The sequence below is a fragment of the Rahnella sp. BIGb0603 genome (genome assembly GCF_024808755.1).
Taxonomy (GTDB): Bacteria; Pseudomonadota; Gammaproteobacteria; order Enterobacterales; family Enterobacteriaceae; genus Rahnella; species Rahnella contaminans.
The window spans coordinates 153,462-174,780 of sequence record NZ_JANUEX010000008.1; the positions used below are offsets into that span (position 1 = coordinate 153,462).

The window sequence follows — 21,319 nt, forward strand, 5'->3', positions numbered from 1 at the left end:
ACGAAATATGACAGCCTTCATCTGACGGAAAATCTTATGCCCCGCGCCCTGAACGATACGTCCACTGCACTTAACGCCGCGAATTTGCTGGCGCTTGTGCAACAATTTGGTTGCCCGGTCTGGGCGTATGACGCTGAAATCATTAAGCAACGTATTGCACAGTTACGTGAATTTGATGTGATCCGCTTTGCGCAAAAAGCCTGTTCGAATATTCATATTCTTCGCCTGATGCGCGAGCAGGGCGTGAAGGTGGATTCGGTATCGCTGGGCGAAATAGAACGTGCGCTGGTGGCCGGTTTTATTCCGGGGCGTGAAAACAGTGAAATCGTGTTTACCGCCGATGTGCTGGATCAGCCGACGCTGGAACGTGTGACGGCGCTGGATATCCCGGTAAACGCCGGTTCCATTGATATGCTCAGTCAGATTGGTCAGCACAAAGCCGGGCATCCGGTGTGGCTGCGCGTGAATCCGGGATTCGGCCACGGTCACAGCCAGAAAACCAATACCGGCGGTGAGAACAGCAAACACGGGATCTGGCATGCCGATTTACCGCAGGCGCTGGCTGAAATTACCCGTTACGGCCTGAAACTGGTGGGCATTCATATGCACATTGGTTCCGGCGTGGATTACGGCCATCTTGAGCAGGTTTGTGATGCGATGGTTCGCCAGGTCATTGAAACCGGACAAGATATTGAAGCGATTTCAGCGGGCGGCGGATTGTCGATTCCTTATCATTTTGACGAAGAATCTATCGATACCGGCCACTATTTTGGTTTGTGGAACCGTGCGCGTGAGCAGATTGCGGCACACCTCGGACATGAAGTGAAACTGGAAATCGAACCGGGGCGTTTCCTGGTGGCGGAATCCGGCGTGCTTGTGGCGCAAATCCGTGCGGTGAAAAACATGGGCAGCCGCCATTTCGTGTTGTGCGACGCCGGGTTTAACGACCTGATGCGTCCGGCGATGTACGGCAGTTATCACCATATTTCGCTGTTACCGGCAGATGGCCGCGACCTCAGCGGTCAGGCGCTGACGGAATCCGTGATTGCCGGGCCTTTGTGTGAATCCGGTGACGTTTTTACCCAGCAGGCAGGCGGCGGCGTTGAAACCTTCCCGCTCCCATCGTTGCGGATTGGCGATTATCTGGTGTTCCACGATACCGGTGCCTATGGCGCATCGATGTCTTCTAACTACAACACCCGTCCGCTGCTGCCGGAAGTACTGTTCGAAAATGGCGTCCCGCGGCTGATTCGTCGCAGGCAGACGGTGGAAGAGTTAATCGCTTTAGAGCTGTAAGCTCTGCTCCTCCCCCTGCGAAGGGGGAGGAGCTGAACGAGTTCTCTGTACTTTTTCGCAGGGGAGTTTCGTGTTGAATTTACTGTTTTTCAAACATCTCTTTCCTCAGTAACACGATTTCTTCGGCCAGTTCGCGGCACAGCATGGCGGTCATCAGATGATCCTGCGAATGCACCATAATCAGATTTACCGGTATTTTTCCCACGCCTTCATCCAGCCCGATCAGCTGCGTCTGCACTTTGTGAGCGACGCGCGCCGCATCGTCTGAGGCTTTCAGCATGGCATCCGCCTGCTCCCATTCCTTTTTGCGGGCGTGCTGAATCGCCATCATCGCGTTAGAACGCGCTTCCCCGGCGTTGATCAATAACTCCATTACCGTTTGTTCCAGATCGAATTCCATCGACATCTCCAAAATTGGTATACCAGAAAGGGGTGAATTCATCATATTGGAATTCCAATATTCACATGTGAGAACGCTGTCACAGAAATTAATTCGTATTCCGCTATTTTTTGGCATGCCACATTAAGACAATAATGACCCAAAAGATGGACGGAATTTCTCTCAGAACCGGAATCTGACTTTATATTCGCACTCAACCTTTATCCTCTGATACGTCAAAAGGTCAATGCGAAACAAACACCTGTAAAGCAAAACACAATATTAAAAGAGGTGGTGTCATGTCACTGAAAGACCGTTTTATCGATTCTCTCGGGGGATTCGCGAATACTTTTAATAGCCTCAGATACATCATGGCTATTAAGGCTTCTTTTATCACGTTAATGCCGGTCATTATCGTGGGGGCATTCTCAGTTTTAATTTCAAATATGGTGATGGATCCGAAAAACGGATTAGCCCACTTTGAAATGTTCTCCTGGCTGGCGACGCTCAAACCGATTATGAGCAGTATTAACTATGCCACGCTGAGTTTCCTGACCATCGGCGCGGTATTTTTAATTGGTATTGAACTGGGCAAAATTAACGGTTCGCGTTCGTTATTTCCCGGCCTGCTGGCGGTGATTTGTTTTATTGCCGTCACGCCGACGACCGTCGATATGATGGTCAACGGCCAGATGCAGGAAGTGAAAGACGTGCTGGCGAAACAATTCTCCGACACCAAAAGCCTGTTCCTTGGCATGTTTATTGCCATTCTCTCGGTGGAAATATATTCCCACCTGGAAAAGGTTAACGGCCTGCGGATTAAAATGCCGGAAAGTGTGCCGCCGAACGTTTCCGCGTCGTTCTCCGCACTGATCCCCGCGATTATTACCGTGGTTATCGTCGCCACATTCGGCTTCGTTTTCCATCGCGTGACCGGCATGTATTTGTACGACGCGGTGTATCAGGTGATCCAGCGTCCTCTGGAATCGGTGATGCAAAGCCTGCCGGGCATTCTGCTGCTGATGTTTGTCGCGCAACTGTTCTGGGTCATTGGTATTCACGGCAATCAGATGATCAAACCCATCCGTGAGCCGCTGCTGCTGGGCGCGATCATGGTGAACATGACGGCGTTCGAGCAGGGACATGAAGTGCCGAACATCATCACCATGCCGTTCTGGGATGTGTACATGAGCATCGGCGGCTCCGGCTGCACTATCGGGCTTTTGCTGGCGGTCATGCTGGGAACGCGCCGCAAAGAAATGCGCGAAATCGCCAAATTATCCATGGGGCCGGGCTTCTTCAACATCAATGAACCGGTGATTTTTGGCATGCCGATCATGCTCAACCCGATTCTGGCGATCCCGTTCATCATCACGCCGCTCATCACCGGCACTATCGGGTATTTTGCGACCAGCCTGGGTTTTGCCGGACGTGCCGTGGTCATGGTGCCGTGGACCACGCCGCCGATCATCAACGCCTGGCTGTCTACCGCCGGTTCGATGGGCGCGGTGATTACCCAAATTGGCTGCATCGTGGTGGCTGTGCTGATTTATCTGCCGTTCGTCAAAGTGGCTTCGCGCCGTGCAGAACAGGCGCAGATTGACGCTATCGCGCAGCAGCAAAAACGCGCTGCAACGGCCTGAATCCGGGACAACGAGGAAAATTATGAGCAAAGTTTCAATCACCATTCCTGACGAGTTTATTCTCGGTGCGGCGGCTTCTGCGTGGCAAACCGAAGGCTGGAGTGGCAAAAAGGACGGGCAGGATTCGTATCTGGATCTCTGGTACAAAAACAACCGCCACGTCTGGCACAACGGCTACGGCCCGGCGAAAGCCACTGATTTCATTAACCGTTATAAAGAAGATGTGGCGCTGATGAAGGCCAGCGGGCTGACGCATTACCGCACCTCAGTTAACTGGTCGCGCTTTTTCACCGACTACGAACTGGGTACGGTTGATGAGGAATATGCGGCGTACATCGGCAATCTTCTGGATGAGATGAAGCGCAACGGCATTGAGCCGATGCTGTGCCTCGAACACTACGAATTACCGGCGTATCTGCTTGAAAAATATGACGGCTGGGGCTCGAAAAAAGTCGTTGAGCTTTTTGTCCTGTACGCGGATAAAGTGCTTGAGCGCTTCGCCGGGAAGGTCAGCCGCTGGTTCACTTTCAACGAGCCGGTAGTGGTGCAAACCCGCGTGTATCTGGACGCAATCCGCTGGCCTTTCGAGCAGAACACCGGTAAATGGATGCAGTGGAATCATCACAAAGTGCTGGCAACCGCCAAAGTCGTCGAGCTGTTTCACCGTAAAGGTTACGGTTCGCACGGCACGATGGGCGTGATTTTAAACCCGGAAGTGACGTACGCCCGTTCAGCGGCGGCGCACGATCAGAAGGCGGCGCATTTATACGATTTATTCTATAACCGCGTATTTTTAGACCCGATGATTAAAGGCGAATACCCGCAGGAATTGCTCGATTTGCTGCAAAAGCACCACGTGCAGTTTGATTATTCAGAGCAGGAACTGGCGGTTATCCGTAATAACACGGTGGACGAAGTGGGCATTAATCTGTATTACCCGCACCGTGTTAAAGCCCCGTCCCGTGAATGGAATAAAGAGACGCCATTCCATCCCGCGTTTTACTACGAACATTTTGAACTGCCGGGCCGCAGGATGAATAAATCCCGTGGCTGGGAAATTTACCCGAAAATTGTTTATGACTTTGCAATGCGCATTAAAACGGAATACGGAAATATTCCATGGTTTATTGCTGAGAACGGAATGGGCATTGAAAATGAAGGCCAGTTCCGTGATGCCAGCAGCGGAGAAATTCAGGACGATTATCGTATTGAATTTATTGCCGAACATCTTTACTGGACATTAAAGGCGCGGGAAGACGGTGCAAATTGTCAGGGATATATGCTCTGGGCTTTTACCGATAACGTCTCGCCGATGAATGCTTTTAAAAACCGTTACGGGCTGATCGAGATTGATCTTGATAACAACCGTGATCGCCGTCAGAAGAAATCATCTCACTGGTTTAAATCGCTGAGTGAAAGTGGTGTGTTGTCTTTAACACTGGACGATGAAGATAAATAACCCGAGGAAACATTATGAAACGACTCGTTTTAGCTTGTTCGGCAGGGATGTCCACTTCCCTTGTGGTCACCAAAATGGAAAAAGAAGCGGCAGCCCGCGGGCTGGAATTTAAGATTTACGCCATCCCGGAAAATAATCTGCGCGACGAACTTGAGGCCTACGGACGTGACATTCAGGTTGTGCTGTTAGGGCCGCAGGTGCGGTTCAAACTGGCGGAAAATAAAAAGCTGACGGATGAACACAACATTCCCATCGCCGTGATCGACATGGTGGCATACGGAACCCTGAACGGCGCCAAAGTGCTGGATCAGGCATTAAGTTTGATACACTGACCCTTCAGCGTAGGTCCATTGGCTCTGTCTTTGGAGCCAATTTGTCAGTCTTTGCATCAGGGTGAATGTGTGGATAAAGGTGTGGTTTCGCAGGACAGAAAGCAGTATCAGGAAATCGGGCACGACCTGCGCGAGCAAATCAAGCAGGGGCATTTCGCTGTGGGTTCCCGCCTGCCGCCTGAACGAAATATGGCTGAAACCTACGGCGTCAGCCGGACTATCGTGCGTGAAGCTCTGCTGATGCTGGAACTCGAAGGCACGGTGGATATCCGCCAGGGCTCCGGCGTTTACGTGATCCGCATTCCTTCGCAGGAAGAGGGCGAAGACGAACTGATGTATCAGGGGCAGATTGGCCCGTTTGAAATTTTACAGGCGCGGCAGTTGCTCGAAAGTAATATTGCCGCGTTTGCCGCCAAAATGGCGACCAAGGCGGATATCGAAAACCTGCGCCGCACGCTGGAGCAGGAACAAATCGCGATTGTTGCCAACGACGAAAGTGGTGATAACGACCGCCTTTTTCACCTGCTGATCGCCGGTGCAACGCAGAACCAGATGCTGCTCGATTCCGTCAAAAATATCTGGATGCATCGCGATTCCAGCCCGCTCTGGAAACAATTACACAGCCACATCGCCACGCGCGGTTACCGGCTGAAATGGCTGGCAGATCATCAGAATATTTTGGCCGCACTGCGCCGCCGCGACGTGATGGGTTCGTATCAGGCCATGTGGCAGCACATGGAAAATGTGAAGAACACGCTGATGGAACTTTCTGATGTTGATGCGCCTGAGTTCGACGGTTATCTGTTTGAATCTGTGCCGATTTTTCAGGGGAAACTGGTCTGAGTATGAAGATCATCAATCTCAGCGAACGCCCGGAATTTCAGGAAACCGTCACGGACTGGCTGTGGAAAGCGTTTGGCAGTGAAAACAGCCGGGCGTTTTTTGAAAGCGTGGTGCAAAGCAGCCTGCGCGGTGCGGATTTGCCACAAACCTTTATCGCGCTCGAGGGCGATACGCTGGCGGGAACGGTCGGGTTATGGCGCTGCGATTTAATCAGCCGTCAGGATCTCACACCTTGGCTGGCGGCGCTGTACGTTGATGAAGGTTACAGATCGCGCGGGTTAGGGCAGGAATTGCAGGCTTTCGTGCTGGAGCACAGCCGCCGCAGCGGCTTTTCCGAACTCTATCTCTACGCTGAATTTACCGGCTACTACGAACGTTTGGGCTGGAAATACATCGGCGATGCGCTGGATTACCCTGACAAACCTGTCCGCGTTTACCAGCAATTCCTTTAATTCCCCGGAGAACTCACCGAGTGACGGCGCACCAGCGTCGGGCTGAACATGTGAGTGGTTTCGGGCAGCGGCTGGCCGTTTGCCAGCGCTAACGCCAGCTGCGCAGCCTGATTCGCCATCGCGACAACCGGATAACGCACCGTGGTCAGACGCGGGCGCAGATACCGCGAAATCAGCACGTCATCAAACCCGATCAGAGAAATTTCCCCCGGCACATCAATGCTGTTATCGCTTAATACCGAAAGCGCACCGGCGGCCATCGGGTCGTTGTAGCAGGTCACGGCGGTAAAGCTTTTGCCTAATCCCAGTAAGTCCGCCATCGCTTTTTCGCCGCCGATTTCATCGGGTTCGGCGTAGGCAATCAGTTTGTCATCGACAGGAATATTGTGTTCGGTCAGCGCGTCAATGTAGCCCTGAAGACGGTCGCTGGCATCGGAAATGCCGTGGTTGGAACACAAAATGGCGATGCGCTGATGCCCTGCCTGAATCAGATGGCGGGTTGCCAGCCATGAACCGTAGCGGTCATCAAGCGCAATGCAGCGCTCCTCGAAACCGGGCAGCGTGCGGTTGATCAGCACCATGCCGGGAATTTGCTGCATCAGGCTGGTCAGTTCATCTTCAGGCAGCATTTTGGCGTGGACCACCAGCGCCGCACAGCGGTGACGGATCAGCTGTTCGATGGCCTGACGCTCTTTTTCCACGTTGTGATAACCGTTACCAATCAGCAGAAAATTGCCGGTCGCATATGCCACCTGTTCGACGGCTTTTACCATCGCGCCAAAAAAAGGATCGGACACGTCGGCCACAATCAGGCCCAGGGTTTCGGTAGCCTGTTGCGCCAGTGCGCGGGCGTTGGCATTCGGATGATATTGCAGATGCTGCATGGCGTTCTGAACGGCTTCCCGCGAGCTTTCACTGGCTTTCGGAGAATGATTTATCACGCGTGAAACGGTCGCAACCGATACGCCTGCCAGTTTTGCTACATCCTTAATCGTTGCCATAACACTTCCGCTATTCCGTGAGGGTAATCGTTTACACTGCCCAGTTTTGCGGAAAAGACCGGTGGCTGCAAGGATGTCGATCGCAACTTTTCGATGCAAGACGCATGTAACGGGAAAAGAATGCCGTCTTTAACGGAAATCGCAGCCTGAAAGGGCCGAAATGGGTTTGATTAAGATGATTTGTTCTTTGAACTGAGAACGGCGCGAATGTTATTTTTAATGCTATTCACCCGCGCTGAGAAAAAGAAAAAATGCCGATAAAACGTTACCCGCAACTGGCTCACTGGGGCGCGTATACCGCCGTGGTGGAAGATGGCCGCCTGATCCGCTGCGAGCCTTATTCCGCCGATGCTGACCCTTCGCCTTTACTCGATTCGATTGCGCCGCTGGTGTATTCGGAAAAACGCATCCGCAAACCGGCGGTGCGCCGTTCCTGGCTGCAAAAACGCGAAAACAGTGATCGCTCGCTGCGCGGGCGTGAAGATTTTGTCGAAGTGGACTGGGATCTGGCGCTGGATCTGGTCGCTGAAGAGAATAAACGCGTGCGCGACCGCTACGGCGCATCCGGGATTTTCAACGGTTCTTACGGCTGGTCTTCTGCGGGGCGTTTACACCATGCCCGTTCGCTGGTGCGCCGTTTTTATTTCACCGGCGGCGGCGGTGTGGATCAGCAGGGCAATTACAGCTGGGGCTCGGCGCAGTTTTTCCTGCCGTATGTGATTGGTACATTTACGCCACTGACCGGGCGCGTCACGTCGTGGCCGAGCGTGGTGGAGCATGCGGAAATCCTGCTTGCCTTCGGCGGTCTGGCGCTGAAAAACGCGCAAGTGGCGTCCGGCGGCGCGGTTGAACATACGCTGAAACCGGCGCTGGAACAGCTGGCAAAAAAAGGCACGCGGGTGATTAACATCAGCCCGATGCGCGATGACTGCCCGGCGTTTGTGAATGCCGAGTGGATCCCGATCCGCCCGAACACTGACGCAGCGCTGATGATGGCGATCGCGTATGAGATTCAGCGCAAGGATGCACAGGACGATGCGTTTCTGGCCAGCCACTGCGTGGGTTATCCGCAGCTCGCGGCGTACCTGCGCGGTGATACTGACGGCGTGGCGAAAACGCCGGAGTGGGCGAGCTACATTACCGGTATTCCGGCTGAACGTATTGCGCGGCTGGCCGACGATCTGATCGGCGTGCGCAGCTTTATTACCTGTTCTTATTCCGTGCAGCGCGCCCATCGCGGCGAACAGCCTTACTGGATGATGATCGCCATTTCCGCCATGCTCGGGCAGGTCGGTTTGCCGGGCGGCGGTTTCTCGTTTGGACACGGTTCGATGAACAGCGTCGGCAATCCGCGTTTTGACACGCCGGGCCCAGCCGTCAGCGCCGGGCCGAATCCTTCCGGTTTGTCGATTCCTGTTGCACGCATCAGCGACATGTTGCTCAATCCGGGGCAGCCGTACGAATTCCAGGGCGAGACGCTGAATTATCCGGATATTCATCTGGTTCACTGGGCCGGCGGCAATCCGTTCCATCACCATCAGCAGCTTAACCGCCTGGTCGAAGGCTGGCAGAAACCGGACACGGTGATCGTGCAGGATAACGTCTGGACACCGGCAGCGCAGATGGCCGACATCGTGCTGCCTGCGACCACCTCGCTTGAGCGTAATGATATCGGCGGTTCTTCGCGTGACCGTTTCGTGCTGGCGATGCATCAGGCCATCGCGCCACAGCATCAGGCGCGTAACGATTTTGATATTTTCGCCGATATCGCCGACCGTCTCGGTTACCGCGAACCGTTCACGCAGGGGCGCAACGAAGATCAGTGGCTGCGCCATATTTACCGTCAGTGCGGTGAAGCGCAGAAAGGCACCGGCGTTGAATGGCCGGACTTTGAAACGTTCTGGGAACGCGGTTTTGTTGAATTGCCGACGCCGGAGAAGGATTACATCTTCTTCGAAGAATTCCGCAAAAGCCCGCGCGCTAATCCGCTGGGCACGCACAGTGGAAAAATCGAGTTGTTCTCCGAAACCATCGCCGGATACGGTTACGAAGATTTCGCACCGCATCCGGAATGGCAGCCGCCGGTTGAGTGGCTGGGCGCAGAAACGGCCAAAGAGTGGCCGCTGCATCTGATTTCCATCCAGCCGAAAGACCGGTTGCATAGCCAGCTCGATCAGTCGCCGCTGGCGCAGTCGAACAAAACGGCCGGGAAAGAAACGCTGTTTATGCACCCTGAAGACGCGGCCAGCCGCCAGCTGAACGACGGCGACCGGGTGAAAGTGCATAACGCGCGCGGCAGCTGTCTGGCCGGGGTTTCGTTCAATGACGGCATTACGCGCGGCGTGGTGCTGATGTCCACCGGCGCCTGGTTTGATCCGGGCTTTGGCGGTAAATGGCAGGAAACCGAGCAGGCGGGAAATCCGAATGTGCTGACGCTGGATATCGGCACCTCGCGTCTGACGCAGGGGCCAAATGCAATGAGCTGCCTGGTCGAAGTAACGCAATCAGCATTAAATGATTAAAACCGGAGGCATTTTCACCACTCGTTACACTTTGCGGAATTATGTTTCGATTGCCTGCTGGCTGTGGTTCGTACAAACCAGCTAAATTGAACGTCCCAGAGGTATTGATTGGTGAATCATCAACGTGCTCTGCATGTTGATACCGATTAAATTTGCACCAACCTACGCGGATGCGTAGGTTTTTTTTTGTCTCAATTCTGCACGTCGTTAAGCAACCTCCGAAACTCTCTCCGACTGGCGTCTTTTACAACGGCTTATAGTATGCTGTTTCCCCAACCTTTTTCTTTCAAGATCAGGGATGACACATAAGGAGATGGCAAACATGTATAACTTTCTTTTCGCCGCGTTCAGGTGGCTGTTCCGCATAGCGTTCCGGGTGACGGTCACGCCGGCGAAATCCTCATTTGATTACCCGCGTTTATTGCTCACGCCCAACCATGTTTCTTTTATAGACGGCATGCTGCTGGTGCTTTTTCTGCCGGTCAAACCGGTGTTCGCGGTGTATTCCAACATTACTGATACCTGGTTTATGCGCTGGCTGAAGCCGTACGTGGACTTCATGCCGCTGGACCCGACCAAACCGATGGCGATTAAACACCTGATCCGCGAAGTGGAAAAAGGGCGTCCGGTGGTGGTTTTCCCGGAAGGGCGTATTACGGTCACCGGTTCATTAATGAAGATTTATGACGGCGCCGCTTTTGTCGCGGCGAAGTCACAGGCCACCGTGATCCCGATCCGCATTGACGGCGCAGAATTTACGCCGTTTGGTCGCCTGTTCGGCAGTTTCAAAATCCGCTGGTTCCCGAAAGTGACAATCAACGTTTTGCCGCCGGTGACGATCCCGATGCCGGAAGCCGCGCGTTCCCGCGACCGCCGCGTGCTGGCTGGTGAGCAATTGCATAAAGTGATGATGCAGGCGCGCATGGAAACCCGCGAGCCGGAAACGTTGTATCAGGCGTTTCTGTCGGCGCAAACCCGCTATGGCCGCCGCAAACCCTGCATCGCCGATGTTTCTTTCAAGGAAGATTCTTATCAGGGCCTGCTGAAAAAATCCCTCGGCGTCAGCCGTATCCTGCAACGTTTCACCCGCGAAGGGGAACACGTCGGGATGCTGCTGCCGAATGCCACGATCATGGCCGCAGCGCTGTTTGGCGCGTCGATGCGCAACCGTATTCCGGCGCTGCTCAACTACACCGCCGGTGCGAAAGGGCTGCAAAGCGCGATGAAAGCGGCGCAAATCAAAACGATCATTACGTCCCGCCAGTTCCTCGAAAAAGGCAAACTGACGCATCTGCCGGAGAATGTCCCGGAAGCTAACTGGGTTTATCTGGAAGATTTAAAAGATACCGTCACGTTGCAGGACAAACTGTGGATCCTGCTCCACCTGATTTTCCCGCGTCGCGCAATGTTGCCACAGCAACCTGACGATGCCGCGCTGGTGCTGTTTACCTCCGGCTCCGAAGGCAATCCGAAAGGCGTGGTGCATTCCCATGCGAGCCTGCTGGCGAACGTTGAGCAAATCCGCACCGTGGCGGATTTCACCCCCCGCGACCGTTTCATGTCCTCCCTGCCGCTGTTCCATGCGTTCGGGCTGACCGTCGGTCTGTTAACGCCGATCATGACTGGCGCGCGCGTGTTCCTGTATCCGAGCCCGCTGCATTACCGCATTGTGCCGGAGCTGGTCTACGATCAGAACTGCAACGTGTTGTTCGGTACGTCCACCTTCCTCGGCAACTACGCCCGATTTGCACATCCTTATGATTTTGCCCGCTTGCGCTATGTCGTTGCTGGCGCGGAAAAACTGGCGGAAAGCACCAAGGAAATCTGGCAGAACAAATTCGGTATCCGCATTCTCGAAGGCTATGGCGTGACCGAATGCGCGCCGGTGGTGGCAATTAACGTGCCGATGGCCGCGAAAGTGAATACCGTCGGTCAGATTTTGCCGGGAATGGAATCACGTCTGATTAAAGTGCCGGGTATTGAAGAAGGCGGACGCCTGCAACTGCGTGGCCCGAACATCATGAAAGGCTATCTGCGGGTTGAAAATCCGGGCGTACTGGAAGCGCCACAGGCCGAAAACGCCGACGGCGAAATGCAGGCTGGCTGGTATGACACGGGGGATATCGTCACGCTGGATGACAAAGGTTTCTGCGCCATTCGTGGCCGCGTGAAGCGTTTTGCCAAACTGGCCGGTGAAATGGTGTCGCTGGAAAGCGTCGAGCAACTTGCCATCAAAGCTTCACCGGATAAACAACATGCAGCGACGTCACGCAGTGATGCCAGCAAAGGCGAGGCCTTAGTGCTGTTTACCACCGACCCGGAATTACGCCGTGATGCCCTGAGTAAAGCCGCCCGCGAATTGGGGCTGCCGGAACTTGCCGTGCCGCGCGATATTCGCGTGGTTAAAGCCTTGCCGTTGCTGGGCAGCGGTAAACCTGATTTTGTCACCCTGCGCCAGATGGCAGAAAACCCGGAGAGTGAGGCATGAGCCAACCTTCTATGGCGGCAGCGCCGCTGATGTCGAAAAGCATGACGGCGGTGATCGTCGCGCAGTTTCTGTCTGCGTTTGGCGATAACGCGCTGTTGTTTGCCGCGCTGGCGCTGATCAAACAACAGCTGTATCCCGACTGGAGCCAGCCGGTTTTACAGATGGCGTTTGTGGCGACGTACATTATTCTCGCGCCGTTTGTCGGGCAGTTCGCGGACAGCTTCTCGAAAGGCCGCGTAATGATGGTTGCCAATCTGCTCAAACTCGGCGGGGCGGCGGTGATTTGCGCCGGACTGAACCCGTTCCTCGGCTATACGCTGGTGGGGATTGGGGCGGCGGCGTATTCACCGGCCAAATATGGCATCTTGGGTGAAATCGCCAGCGGCGAGCAGCTGGTGAAAGCCAACGGCATGATGGAAGCCTCGACCATTGCAGCGATCCTTCTCGGATCGGTGGCCGGTGGCGCGCTGGCTGACTGGAGCATTCTGGCTGCGCTCGGTATCTGCGTGCTGGCTTATGGCGCGGCGGTCGCGGCGAACTGGTTTATTCCCAAGCTGACACCGGCGCGTCCGGGGCAGTCGTGGAATCCGTCCAAAATGACGCGGACGTTTTTCTTCGCCTGCAAAACCTTGTGGCAGGACGGCGAAACCCGCTTTTCGCTGGTCGGTACCAGCCTCTTCTGGGGCGCGGGTGTGACGCTGCGTTTCCTGCTGGTGCTGTGGGTGCCGGTGGCGCTCGGCATTACCGATAACAAAACGCCGACGCTTCTGAATGCGATGGTCGCCATCGGTATTGTGTTTGGTGCCGGTGCGGCTGCGAAACTCATCCGCCTGGAAACAGTGAAACGCTGTCTGCCTGCGGGTGTCGCGATCGGGATTGCGGTCGTCGTATTCGCCCTGCAAACCAGCATGCTAAGTTCGTATATTGTGCTGGTGGTTGTCGGGATCCTCGGCGGTTTCTTCGTGGTTCCGCTGAACGCACTGTTACAGCATCGCGGTAAAATTTCCGTCGGCGCCGGTAATGCAATTGCAGTGCAGAACCTCGGTGAGAACACGGCGATGTTGCTGATGCTTGGCCTGTATTCGCTGGTGGTGATGGCGGGCGCGCCGGTCGTGGCGATTGGTATCGGCTTCGGCGTGGTGTTTGCGCTGGCGATTACCGGGCTGTGGATCTGGAAGAATATGCAGAAACGTCGTCTGGCGTGATGCTGTTTTTATAGCGATTTCGCAAAAACAAAAGGGCGCTGAGCGCCCTTTTTTAATGGCTGTGATATGGCGTTTGTTACGGCGCCGGAATGGTGAAGCGTTTGTGGATTTCTTCCAGCTCAACCAGAATTTCGCCATCAAGCGTCAGGTCCTGACTGTCGATGTTGATCTTCAGTTGTTTCAGCGTGGTCGCGCCCAGCAGCGTGCTGGCGACAAACGGTTGCTGGCGCACGAAGGCCAGAGCCATCTGCGAAGGATCCAGATTGTGTTTTTTCGCCAGCGCGACATATTCGGCAATCGCCGCTTCTGCCTGCGGTGAAGAGTAACGCGTGAAGCGGCTGAACAGCGTGTTACGCGCACCGGCCGGTTTCGCACCGTTCAGGTATTTGCCGCTCAGCGTACCGAACGCCAGGCTGGAATAGGCGAGCAATTCCACCCCTTCGTGCTGGCTGATTTCTGACAAACCGATTTCAAAGCTGCGGTTCAGCAGGCTGTACGGGTTTTGAATCGAAACAATACGCGGCAGGTCATGCTTTTCGGCAAGTTGCAGATAACGCATCACGCCCCACGGCGTTTCGTTAGAAACACCGATGTAGCGGATTTTACCGGCGCGCACCTGTTCATTCAGAGCTTCAAGCGTTTCCAGTAAAGTCACCGGAGACTGTTCTTCAGTGTACTGATAGCTCAGTTTGCCAAAGAAATTGGTCTGACGCTGCGGCCAGTGCAGCTGATATAAGTCCAGATAATCCGTATTCAGACGTTTCAGGCTGGCATCCAGCGCCGCGCGGATATTTTTGCGATCCAGCATCTGGCCCGGACGGATGGAATTGTCGTTACCGCGCGAAGGACCGGCGACTTTACTCGCCAGAATGATCTTCTCGCGGTTGCCGCGGGCTTTCAGCCAGCTGCCAATATAGCTTTCCGTCAGGCCCTGCGTTTCAGGACGCGGCGGAACGGGATACATTTCTGCGGTATCAATCAGGTTTATGCCCGCCGCAACGGCGTAATCCAGTTGCTGATGGGCGTCGGCTTCGCTGTTCTGTTCACCAAAAGTCATGGTGCCAAGTCCCAGTAAGCTCACTTCTAAAGAACTGTGGGGTATACGGTGATATTGCATTGCCGGTCTTCCTTTCTATCTGAGAATGTCAGCCTAACGAAAAAGCGCCTTTACTGACTATATACAAGGCAGGAACAAGGGGGAAGGGGGCAACTATCCTGCAATAACGCGGGTGGCACGTATGGCTACCCGCGTTATTGCATCAGGCAGGATGGAGTGGGGCGCGGTATTTAGCGTTTCATGACCTGGCTGACGTTATCGTTGTTGATCTGACGCTTATTGCCCTGTTCATCGGTGTAGCTGAGCAGACCGGTGGATTTATCCAGCTCGGGTTTGCCGTCGGTCAGGATCATATTGCCGTCTTTGGTGGAAATCACGTAGTCGCTGGCGCAGCCTGAGAGGCTAAAAACCAGAAGTGCAGCACCGGTCAGCATCAAAGTTTTCTTCATCATCATCGTTGTTATTCCTTTGGTTACGTCGAAGATTTTTCGTTATGGGAAATGATCTACAGTCTAGCGTAGCAAAAGGAATCCAACGTGGCAGAAAAGGTGTGTGAAATTTTATAAATTTCGGTATTCAAAGCAGAAAGTGGCGGGACAGCAGCGCGCCGGTGAAACGCTTCTTAAGATAAAAGCCGCGGGGAAGTGTCAGGATCGGCTGTCCGAACTCGCCGATAGCTTCTGTCAGCGCCTTGCTGTTCGCGGCTTTCGGGCGCAGTTGCAGATATTCTCCGTGACGGGCCGTTATGCTTTCGACTTTACCGAGCACGATTAAATCCATCAGCTCTTCCCAGTCCTGACGCAACTGCTCATCTTCTTCTTGCGACGGTTGCCACAGCAAAGGCGCACCTATATGCCGTTCTGCCAGCGGGATCTGACGTTCGCCTTCTACAGGGATCCACAGCACACGGGCCAGTTTGTGCCGCACATGACTGCTTTCCCACGTCACGCCGCTGTTTCCGGTTAACGGGGCGACGCACACGAAAGTGGTTTCCAGCGGTTTCCCCCTGGAATCGACCGGGATCGTTTTCAGCTCAATGCCAATGTCGGCAAAATCCTGCTCGGGTTTACTGCCCGCGATGGCACCGAGATACACTTCCAGCAACATGCCGACCCAGCCTTTTTCACGTTTCAGATTCGCCGGGATTGGCAAACCTGCGCGTGTGGCCAGTTCGCCTAATGTATGACCCGCAAGAGATTGCGCGCGTTGCAGCAGTGCGTTTTCGTCACGGGGCGGTTGTGTTGCAGGTAAAGGAATCGACATAAAAAACAATGCTCATTCAATAGATTAAATTTCGTACTGCTTTCATCCCGCACGGTGAATAAAAAGTTATACCTGCGCGGCGGAGGAATAATAGCATGATTTATCTTAGTTTTTTTTCCGCATTCCGGCGGATTTTGCAGGCTAAAGATTAGGTTGATCACCTGTTGAAGGCGACAATAAACAGGATCTTCCACCTAGTTATCCACAGATTTCTTGGATAACCTCAGGTTTATCCGATCACTGGTTCGATTTACAGGCTTGACGTATGGGGTTTCATCCAATTATTGCTCAGGTAACGTCAACTTTTAGTCGATCGCTGTGGATAAAAACGTCATTGGTCGATCTTTCGCCAGATCACTTTCCAATGTGATTTGGTTCTCGTTTTTGAACGTGGGATAACGTGTTTATTGGTTATCAATAGCATGTTTTTTAAGTGTTTTATGGGATTTCATTTTTCTGGGGCAAATAAGTTCAGGAGAGTTTTACCCCGCTTACTCTTAAGTTCTTCACATATCTATCCACAGAAAAAGTGAATAAAATCTCGGATGTTTTCCCAAATCTGTTTATAACTTTGGTTATAACTGTGAGTTATCCCATTTTTATTCATGCCGATCGGCGTTAACCAGTGGTTTACCGCCTGTTGGTAGTATGAAACAATCAGAACATCTATGATTTTAAGCTATTGAGGTAGTCCGGTGATCGATGATGATGGCTACCGCCCGAATGTTGGTATCGTAATCTGTGACAAGCAGGGTCAGGTGTTATGGGCCAGACGATACGGTCAGCACTCCTGGCAGTTTCCACAGGGGGGCATAAACCCCGGTGAAACCGCTGAGCAGGCCATGTACCGCGAGCTGTTTGAGGAAGTGGGGCTTGGCCGTAAAGATGTACGTATTCTGGCTTCGACCCGTAACTGGTTACGTTATAAATTGCCAAAACGTTTGGTGCGTTGGGACACAAAGCCGGTTTGTATCGGCCAAAAGCAAAAATGGTTCTTGCTGCAACTGATGTGCAACGATGCGGATATCAATATGCAGCGCAGCAGCACGCCTGAATTTGATGGCTGGCGTTGGGTAAGTTTCTGGTATCCGGTTCGTCAGGTCGTGTCATTCAAACGTGATGTCTACCGTCGTGTAATGAAGGAGTTTTCCACCACTATCATGCCGATGCAGGAAGTCTCTCTTCCAAAGACATCACCCGCTTATCGTCGTAAAAGAGGCTAAGTCACGAAGAAATGCTCACGCGTTTGCGAGAAATTGTTGAAAAGGTAGCAATGGCGTCCAGCCTGAATGATGCGCTGGACGTACTGGTCAACGAAACCTGCCTGGCGATGGACACTGAAGTGTGTTCCGTCTATCTCGCTGACAATGACCGCCGTTGTTACTATCTGATGGCGACGCGAGGTTTGAAAAAGCCTCGCGGGCGCACTATTACCCTGGCGTTTGATCAGGGCATCGTGGGTCTGGTCGGGCGTCTGGCTGAACCCATCAACCTTGCCGACGCGCAGAGCCACCCGAGTTTCAAATATATCCCTGCCGTCAAAGAAGATCTTTTCCGATCCTTCTTAGGCGTGCCGATCATTCACCGTCGTCAGCTGCTGGGCGTGCTGGTTATTCAGCAGCGCGAGCATCGCCAGTTTGATGAAAGTGAAGAGTCCTTTATGGTCACGCTGGCAACGCAGCTGGCGGCAATCCTTTCCCAGGCACAGCTTAATGTGCTTTACGGACGTTTCCGTCAGACCCGCGTGCGGGCACTGGCCGCATCGCCCGGTGTGGCGATTGGGATCGGCTGGCAGGACAGCTCGCAACCTTCGCTTGAGCATGTCTACATGGCGTCCACGCTGGACACCGTTCGTGAACGCGAGCGGCTGACCCGCGCACTGGAAGATGCCGGTGCAGAATTTCGCCGTTTCAGTAAACGCTTCACGGCCAGCGCGCAGAAAGAAAGCGCGGCGATTTTCGACCTCTATTCCCATTTACTCAATGATGCGCGCCTCAAGCGCGAGCTGTTTGCGCAGATTGATCAGGGCGCAGTGGCGGAATGGGCGGTCAAAAAGGTTGTTGAAGAATTTGCGGCTCAGTTTGCCAGCCTCCAGGATACCTATCTGCGTGAGCGCGGCAGCGATTTACGCGCACTCGGCCAGCGGCTGGTGTTTCATCTCGACGATACCATCCAGGGCAATACTCAGTGGCCGGAACGTTTCATTCTGGTCGCTGATGAACTGACCGCGACATTGCTGGCGGAAGTTCCGCAAGACCGGCTGGCGGGCGTCGTCGTCCGCGACGGTGCAGCGAATTCCCATGCCGCAATTTTAGTCCGTGCGATGGGCGTCCCGACCATTATGGGCGCGGATATTCAGCCCGCGCTGCTGAGCCAGCGTCAGCTGATTGTTGATGGTTACCGTGGCGAATTGCTGATTGACCCGGAAGCCGTTCTGGTGACGGAATACAAACGTCTCATCAGCGAAGAAATGGAGCTGAGCCAGAAAGCCGAAGATGATGTTGAGCAACCGGCTGCGCTGAAGAGCGGCGAGCGGGTACAGGTTATGCTCAACGCCGGGCTTAGCGCTGACCACGAAAAGTTGTTTGGCAGCCGCGTCGACGGTGTCGGGTTATACCGCACGGAAATTCCGTTCATGCTGCAAAGCGGCTTCCCTTCGGAAGAAGAACAGGTCGCGCAGTATCAGGGCATGCTGCAATTATTCCCGCAAAAGTCGGTGACGCTGCGCACGCTGGATATCGGCTCTGACAAACAGCTGCCGTATATGCCGATCAGCGAAGAAAACCCGTGTCTGGGCTGGCGTGGTATTCGTATCACGCTCGATCAGCCCGAGATTTTCCTGATTCAGGTTCGCGCCATGCTGCGCGCCAACGCGGCGACCGGCAATCTTGGCATTTTACTGCCGATGGTCACCAGCCTCGAGGAGATTGATGAAGCGCGACGCCTGATTGATCGTGCCGGACGTGAAGTGGAAGAACAGTTGGGTTATGAGCTGCCGCCGACGCGTCTGGGTGTCATGATTGAAGTGCCTTCGATGATCTTCATGCTCCCGGCTCTGGCCGGAAGAGTGGAGTTTATCTCCGTGGGCACCAACGATTTAACGCAATATCTGCTGGCCGTCGATCGTAACAATACCCGCGTCGCCGGGCTTTACGACAGCCTGCATCCGGCGATGTTGCGTGTGCTTAAGCAGATTGTCACCAGCGCAGAAGCCGCCGGGCTGGATGTCAGTTTGTGCGGTGAAATGGCCGGTGACCCGATGGGCGCGCTGTTGCTGACCGGCATGGGGTTCCGCAATCTCAGCATGAACGGCCGCAGCGTGGCGCGTATAAAATATCTGCTCCGCCGTATTGAATTACACGATGCCGAAGAGCTGGCCAGCCGCGTTTTACAGGCGCATTTCACCACGGATGTCCGCCATATGACGGCAGCATTTATGGAGCGACGCGGGCTGGGCGGCCTGATCCGCGGCGGCAAATAAACACCCTTCGCGGTACGCTGTACCGCGTGACTTCTGCTGTGGCCGCATTCCGGCGAACGATGAGATGATTTTTTACAGAACTTTTCCAGCGGCTTAGCCCCGGAAAACCTCCCGGCTATGCTACTATTCGCTCCCTGCTGGCCCTTAACCGGGCGATAATGATAAACAATTTGTGGTGATAGATGAGCAACAGCTATCTGGCGTTTCCCCAGTTTGACCCGGTGATTTTCTCCATCGGGCCGGTATCTCTTCACTGGTACGGACTGATGTATCTGGTCGGTTTTGTCTTCGCAATGTGGCTGGCTGTACGCCGTGCCAACAAGCCAGGCAGCGGCTGGAAAAAAGAAGAAGTAGAGAATTTACTCTATGCCGGTTTCCTCGGTGTCTTCCTCGGTGGCCGTATCGGTTATGTCTTCTTCTACAACCTGCCACTGTTCCTCGATAATCCTCTTTATCTCTTCAAAGTGTGGGACGGCGGTATGTCCTTCCACGGCGGCCTGATTGGTGTGATCGTCGTGATGTTGATTTTCGCACGCCGTACCAAGCGTAATTTCTTCCAGGTTTCCGATTTCATTGCTCCGCTGATCCCGTTTGGCCTGGGTGCAGGACGTCTGGGCAACTTCATTAACGGCGAGCTTTGGGGTCGTGTGACCACCGATGTGCCTTGGGCGATGTTGTTCCCCGGCTCACGTCAGGAAGATATCGCGATTGCCGCCGCTGACCCGAAATGGCAGCCGCTGCTGAACCAGTACGGTGTACTGCCGCGCCATCCTTCGCAGCTGTATGAACTGCTGCTGGAAGGCATCGTATTGTTCATCATTCTGAACGTCTTTATTCGCAAATCACGCCCGATGGGTGCGGTATCAGGCTTATTCCTGATTGGCTACGGCTTATTCCGCATCATCGTCGAACATTTCCGCCAGCCGGATGCGCAACTGGGCCTGTTCGATGGGATCATCAGTATGGGGCAGGTTCTGTCCATCCCGATGGTGGTCATTGGCCTGATTATGATGGTCTGGGCATATCGCCGTCCGCAGAAAAAATTGTCGTGAGGTAACATGAAACAGTATCTGGATTTAATGCAGAAAGTGCTCGATGAGGGCACCCCTAAAGCCGACCGTACCGGTACTGGCACGTTGTCGATTTTTGGTCATCAGATGCGTTTCAATCTGCAGGAAGGCTTTCCGCTGGTCACCACGAAAAAATGCCATCTGCGCTCCATCATTCATGAACTTCTGTGGTTCCTGAAAGGCGAAACCAATATCGCCTATCTGCGTGAAAACAACGTCAGCATCTGGGACGAGTGGGCAGATGAAAACGGCGACCTCGGCCCAGTGTACGGCAAACAGTGGCGTGCATGGGGTGCGGCTGATGGCACGCAAATTGACCAGTTGTCCAATGTGATTAAGCAACTGAAACAGGATCCTAATTCCCGCCGTATCATTGTTTCGGCCTGGAACGTGGGTGAGCTGGATCAGATGGCGCTGGCACCGTGCCACGCCTTCTTCCAGTTCTATGTGGCGGACGGAAAATTGTCCTGTCAGTTGTATCAGCGCTCATGCGATATCTTCCTCGGCCTGCCGTTCAATATCGCCAGCTATGCATTGCTGGTCCACATGATGGCGCAACAATGCGACCTCGCGGTGGGCGATTTTGTCTGGACCGGTGGTGATACTCACCTTTACAGCAACCACATGGAACAGACGCATTTGCAACTGAGCCGTGAGCCACGCGCGTTGCCTAAACTGATTATCAAGCGCAAACCAGCCTCCCTGTTTGATTACAACTTCGAAGATTTCGAGATTGAAGGGTACGATCCGCACCCGGCAATCAAAGCGCCCGTCGCTGTCTGATCCTTCGCTGTTTGCCGCCTGCCACTCTGGTCAGGCGGCCATTTC

General features: G+C 54.0%; 18 protein-coding genes. 13 read left to right on the plus strand and 5 right to left on the minus strand.

The window, feature by feature from the left end; genetic code table 11:
• The first annotated feature begins 36 nt into the window (after positions 1-36).
• On the plus strand, positions 37-1,296 hold the full coding sequence (lysA, locus tag M2403_RS20095; protein ID WP_259230675.1) for a diaminopimelate decarboxylase: 1,260 nt from the start codon (positions 37-39) through the stop codon (positions 1,294-1,296).
• Between the two features lie 79 nt (positions 1,297-1,375).
• Here lysA and M2403_RS20100 read toward each other — a convergent pair whose 3' ends face one another.
• The gene (locus M2403_RS20100; protein WP_152325444.1) at positions 1,376-1,696 is read right to left on the minus strand and encodes a PTS lactose/cellobiose transporter subunit IIA; all 321 of its coding nucleotides are present in this window, start codon (positions 1,694-1,696) and stop codon (positions 1,376-1,378) included.
• 278 nt (positions 1,697-1,974) lie between these two features.
• Here M2403_RS20100 and M2403_RS20105 point away from each other — a divergent pair, with 278 nt between their 5' ends.
• The 5 genes from M2403_RS20105 (at position 1,975) to M2403_RS20125 (ending at position 6,404) form a co-directional block, all read left to right on the plus strand.
• A complete protein-coding gene (locus M2403_RS20105) occupies positions 1,975-3,318 on the plus strand; it encodes a PTS sugar transporter subunit IIC (RefSeq protein WP_259230676.1) in 1,344 nt (447 codons plus the stop codon).
• A gap of 22 nt (positions 3,319-3,340) precedes the next feature.
• A complete protein-coding gene (locus M2403_RS20110; protein WP_259230679.1) occupies positions 3,341-4,777 on the plus strand; it encodes a glycoside hydrolase family 1 protein in 1,437 nt (478 codons plus the stop codon).
• Positions 4,778-4,791: 14 nt separating this feature from the next.
• Positions 4,792-5,109: a PTS sugar transporter subunit IIB gene (locus tag M2403_RS20115; protein WP_101079257.1), complete on the plus strand. Its 318-nt coding sequence runs from the start codon at positions 4,792-4,794 to the stop codon at positions 5,107-5,109.
• Positions 5,110-5,178: 69 nt separating this feature from the next.
• Positions 5,179-5,952: an FCD domain-containing protein gene (locus M2403_RS20120; RefSeq protein WP_152325445.1), complete on the plus strand. Its 774-nt coding sequence runs from the start codon at positions 5,179-5,181 to the stop codon at positions 5,950-5,952.
• 2 nt (positions 5,953-5,954) lie between these two features.
• Positions 5,955-6,404, plus strand: a complete 450-nt coding sequence (locus tag M2403_RS20125; protein WP_165061738.1) for a GNAT family N-acetyltransferase — start codon at positions 5,955-5,957, stop codon at positions 6,402-6,404.
• Here M2403_RS20125 and galR read toward each other — a convergent pair.
• Complete coding sequence (galR, locus tag M2403_RS20130) at positions 6,401-7,405, minus strand: HTH-type transcriptional regulator GalR (protein WP_152325427.1); 1,005 nt, start codon at positions 7,403-7,405, stop codon at positions 6,401-6,403. The two genes, M2403_RS20125 and galR, sit on opposite strands and share 4 nt — an antisense overlap.
• A 251-nt stretch (positions 7,406-7,656) precedes the next feature.
• On the opposite strand from galR, the gene M2403_RS20135 reads away from it, so the two are divergent.
• The 3 genes from M2403_RS20135 to lplT all read left to right on the plus strand — a co-directional run bounded on the left by M2403_RS20135 (position 7,657) and on the right by lplT (position 13,620).
• Positions 7,657-9,927, plus strand: coding sequence for a molybdopterin guanine dinucleotide-containing S/N-oxide reductase (locus M2403_RS20135; RefSeq protein ID WP_259230681.1), 2,271 nt, complete (start codon positions 7,657-7,659; stop codon positions 9,925-9,927).
• A 322-nt stretch (positions 9,928-10,249) separates the two neighbouring features.
• Entirely contained in the window at positions 10,250-12,415 is a 2,166-nt protein-coding gene (gene aas / locus M2403_RS20140; protein ID WP_259230683.1) for a bifunctional acyl-ACP--phospholipid O-acyltransferase/long-chain-fatty-acid--ACP ligase, read from the plus strand.
• On the plus strand, positions 12,412-13,620 hold the full coding sequence (gene lplT, locus M2403_RS20145) for a lysophospholipid transporter LplT (protein ID WP_259230684.1): 1,209 nt from the start codon (positions 12,412-12,414) through the stop codon (positions 13,618-13,620). Before aas ends, lplT begins: the two co-directional genes overlap by 4 nt.
• A 76-nt stretch (positions 13,621-13,696) precedes the next feature.
• On the opposite strand, the gene M2403_RS20150 is transcribed toward lplT, so the two are convergent.
• From M2403_RS20150 to mutH, 3 genes are all read right to left on the minus strand, one after another.
• Positions 13,697-14,737, minus strand: coding sequence for an NADP(H)-dependent aldo-keto reductase (locus M2403_RS20150; RefSeq protein WP_259230686.1), 1,041 nt, complete (start codon positions 14,735-14,737; stop codon positions 13,697-13,699).
• 170 nt (positions 14,738-14,907) lie between these two features.
• The gene (locus tag M2403_RS20155; protein WP_165061797.1) at positions 14,908-15,126 is read right to left on the minus strand and encodes a YgdI/YgdR family lipoprotein; all 219 of its coding nucleotides are present in this window, start codon (positions 15,124-15,126) and stop codon (positions 14,908-14,910) included.
• 127 nt (positions 15,127-15,253) lie between these two features.
• On the minus strand, positions 15,254-15,940 hold the full coding sequence (gene mutH, locus M2403_RS20160; RefSeq protein WP_152325432.1) for a DNA mismatch repair endonuclease MutH: 687 nt from the start codon (positions 15,938-15,940) through the stop codon (positions 15,254-15,256).
• Positions 15,941-16,635: 695 nt separating this feature from the next.
• Here mutH and rppH point away from each other — a divergent pair.
• From rppH to thyA, 4 genes are all read left to right on the plus strand, one after another.
• Positions 16,636-17,163, plus strand: coding sequence for an RNA pyrophosphohydrolase (gene rppH / locus M2403_RS20165; protein ID WP_101079247.1), 528 nt, complete (start codon positions 16,636-16,638; stop codon positions 17,161-17,163).
• 11 nt (positions 17,164-17,174) lie between these two features.
• A complete protein-coding gene (gene ptsP / locus M2403_RS20170) occupies positions 17,175-19,421 on the plus strand; it encodes a phosphoenolpyruvate--protein phosphotransferase (protein WP_152325433.1) in 2,247 nt (748 codons plus the stop codon).
• Between the two features lie 182 nt (positions 19,422-19,603).
• Entirely contained in the window at positions 19,604-20,473 is an 870-nt protein-coding gene (gene lgt / locus M2403_RS20175; RefSeq protein ID WP_259230687.1) for a prolipoprotein diacylglyceryl transferase, read from the plus strand.
• A gap of 6 nt (positions 20,474-20,479) precedes the next feature.
• A complete protein-coding gene (gene thyA, locus M2403_RS20180; RefSeq protein WP_152325435.1) occupies positions 20,480-21,274 on the plus strand; it encodes a thymidylate synthase in 795 nt (264 codons plus the stop codon).
• Positions 21,275-21,319 lie beyond the last annotated feature (45 nt).